The 3001-nt window shown below is 58.3% G+C and carries 3 protein-coding genes; all 3 read right to left on the bottom strand.

The window, feature by feature from the left end:
• Positions 1-223 precede the first annotated feature (223 nt).
• The 3 genes from L0G76_RS15245 to trxB all read right to left on the bottom strand — a co-directional run bounded on the left by L0G76_RS15245 (position 224) and on the right by trxB (position 2914).
• Entirely contained in the window at positions 224-1486 is a 1263-nt protein-coding gene (locus tag L0G76_RS15245) for an N-acetylmuramoyl-L-alanine amidase (RefSeq protein WP_304357988.1), read from the bottom strand.
• Complete coding sequence (gene trxA, locus L0G76_RS15240) at positions 1464-1781, bottom strand: thioredoxin (protein WP_092105158.1); 318 nt, start codon at positions 1779-1781, stop codon at positions 1464-1466. Before trxA ends, L0G76_RS15245 begins: the two co-directional genes overlap by 23 nt.
• 140 nt (positions 1782-1921) lie before the next feature.
• Positions 1922-2914 (bottom strand): thioredoxin-disulfide reductase, encoded by a 993-nt coding sequence (gene trxB, locus L0G76_RS15235; RefSeq protein ID WP_304357987.1) that lies wholly within the window; start codon positions 2912-2914, stop codon positions 1922-1924.
• Between the last annotated feature and the right edge of the window lie 87 nt (positions 2915-3001).

The raw sequence follows: 3001 nt of genomic DNA, 5'->3' as shown, positions 1-3001 counted from the left end.
GCGCGCGACCGGAAGCACAGCCGCTGTCCCCAGACACAGTGTCGGAATCCCATCGGCACCCCCGTAGGGTGATGGTTCGCGGGGAGTAGTCGACCGGCACACGAGTCCGAAAGCCCATTGACTTTCGGCCCGTAGCGATTCGAATATGCAAGGGACGGTCTACAGCATCGTAGGCAGACGAGCTACTTTGCCGGTTTCACGTGAAACGACCGGAGTTGGGGACTCAGTTGTACGCTTTGATCTGCGCGAGGCTAAGCGTGCCCGTTTCGGGATCTGAGTCTTCTCGGACATACAGCCTCTGCAGCCCGGCAGCAATCCCATCGGCAATCGCATTGCGAACGTTAGCATCCTGAAGATTCTCGAGATCGTCAGCGTTGGTGAGGTAGCCGGCGACGACGTGGACCTTGGGAGTACGCAGTCGCTTCAGCGAGGACCAGGTCCGTGCGTGGCTCCTGCAGTCCCTCATCCCCGTTCGTGCTGCGAGCTCACTCTGGATCAGCTGTGCGAGGCGTGCACCGGTAGGTGAGTTGATATCGGGATGAGTCTCATGACCGAAGAAGAATGTTGCTATTCCGTTTGCGTCTTTCGACTTGTTGATGTCTGCTGTGACGGTGATGACCGCAGAAGCACCGAGCTGATCCGCCTTGTTGACGTCGACCGCGTCGCCTTGGAGCACAATGGCTCCGGCTCCGACTGCTTCCAGCCGTCCAGCAAGCAGGCTTGCTATATTTGTGGTGATGGTACGTTCGGTGTCCGCTTGCTCGGCGGTCATTGGCAAAGTCTCGAAATCTACAACTGTAGTTGCAGCCTCGATGACGAAGGTTCGTCCGGCGAGCGATGTTCCTGATGCCGCGACTCTGGCTCGCTCTTCAAGAGCGAAGAGGTTGCCCGTGTCTTGCTTTCGATCGATGGCGTCGAGCCCGCGCAATGTCTGAGGCCCTGCTACACCGTCGACCTTGGTGCCGAGACTCATCTGGAGCTCTTTGACTGCGGACTCGGTGATTGCCGAATATTCTGCGTCCTTGCGGGCCGCATAGAATCCGAGTCCCGCAAGAGTGCGCTGCAGTTTGAGTACATCATCACCCGCAAGGACCCTGACAGGGTCATAGCGGAGTACTCGGTCGCCTAGCTGATATCGAGCCCGCTCGAGTTCGGAAAAGGTCTCAGTGCCCATCACACCGTCGCAGAGGATTCCTCGCACCTGTTGGAACTGGCGGACCCCGAGTTCGAAAGCCCGATCGAACTCGAACGATTCGGCCTGACCGACATTGAGTCCCAGGCGAGCCATCTGAGACTTGATGTTGGGCAACACCTCAGAGCTGTCCCCGCGTGAAAACTGCGGGTGTGGGTTGTGAGTCAATGCCATGCCAATCTGCTGTGCGAAGTTCTGAAGTGGTTCCTGTCTGCCATGTGGATAGACCGAAGGCGCCCGTTGATCGTACAACAGGCGCCTTGGAATTCGATCAGATGAAGTCGGAGAGCTCATCTTCCAGCGCCGGCTTGGGCCGAGCACCGATGATGGTCTTGGCTACTTCACCATCCTTGAAGACGTAGAGCGCAGGAATCGAGGTGATCCCGTACTTGCTCGCGATCTCGAGGTTCTCGTCAGTGTTGACCTTGACGACGTTGAGCTTCTCGGTGTTCTCTTCGGCGATCTGGTCAACGATCGGGCTGACCATACGGCAGGGACCGCACCAGGGGGCCCAGAAATCGACGAGCACTGGCTTGTCTGACTTCAAAACGGTCTCTTCGAACGTGGCATCAGTGACTTCTGTCGACATGAGCAACCTTTCTCTTAACGATGTTGTCTAGCGGAAACAGCCGTTGTGCCGGTTTCATTCCCCTTCGTTGTCTGTCTGCCTTACACAGCCACACACATCGTGCGCCTCGTAGGAAACGAATTCCTCCGGCGGAGGGAGTATCAGGAGGCGACGGGAGCTGTGACCTGCGAAGCCTCGGCGACGGCTTGAGCTTGCTTGGTCACAGCCTCCAGATCGGCGAGGTAATGCTCGGCATCGAGGGCAGCGGAGCAACCTGTTCCGGCAGCTGTGATGGCTTGCCTGTAGACGGAATCGATGACGTCGCCCGCGGCGAAGACGCCTTCGACCGCCGTCTTCGAGGTACGTCCTTCGACATTGAGATATCCGTCAGGACGCAGCGAGAGCTGATCGTCGAAGAGACTGGTGCGAGGATCGGAACCGATTGCCACGAACATGCCGGTAACAGGCAGCTCGGAGGTCGCGCCGGTGACAGTGTTACGAACCGTGAGACCCGTCAGCGAATCTTCACCATGTATTTCGGCGACCTCACTGTCGAGGAAGTACTCGAGCTTTTCATCGGCAGCTGCCCGGTCCTGCATCGCCTGTGAAGCTCGAAGCTCCTGGCGACGGTGGATCAGAGTCACCTTGGACGCGAATCGAGTGAGGAAAGTTGCTTCTTCGAGAGCGGAGTCACCACCGCCGACAACGGCGATGTGCTGGTTTCGGAAGAAGAATCCATCACAGGTTGCACACCAGCTGACACCGTGGCCGGACAGCTTCTTCTCGTTGGGAAGGTTGAGTTCGCGGTATGCGGAGCCTGTGGCGAGGATGACGGCCTGAGCCGTGTAACTGGCGCCGAGCGCCGTTTCGATCTGATGTGCGCCGGGATTCAGATTGAGCGTTGCGACGTCGTCGTAGATCACCTCGGCGCCGAATCTCTCAGCTTGCTCGCGCATGCTCTCCATGAGTTCCGGCCCCTGTACGCCAGCGGGGAATCCTGGGTAATTCTCCACGTCAGTGGTGTTCATGAGTTCGCCACCGGCCGTCACGGAACCTGCGATGACCACGGGCGAAAGATTCGCACGAGCCGCGTAGACAGCAGCGGTGTACCCAGCCGGGCCCGACCCGATGATCACCAATTGTGTATCAGTCATGTGACAATTCCCTGTTTCTGCTCGCTGTGTTCTCAGTGCCCCACTCAACGGCGGCACAGATTGCCTATCGTACGTGTAACGGTACGG

This window comes from Brevibacterium picturae (assembly GCF_030453725.1).
Taxonomy (GTDB): domain Bacteria; phylum Actinomycetota; class Actinomycetes; order Actinomycetales; family Brevibacteriaceae; genus Brevibacterium; species Brevibacterium sandarakinum_A.
The sequence above is the reverse complement of the archived record's forward strand: the minus strand, read 5'-3'. Positions and strand labels throughout refer to the sequence as shown.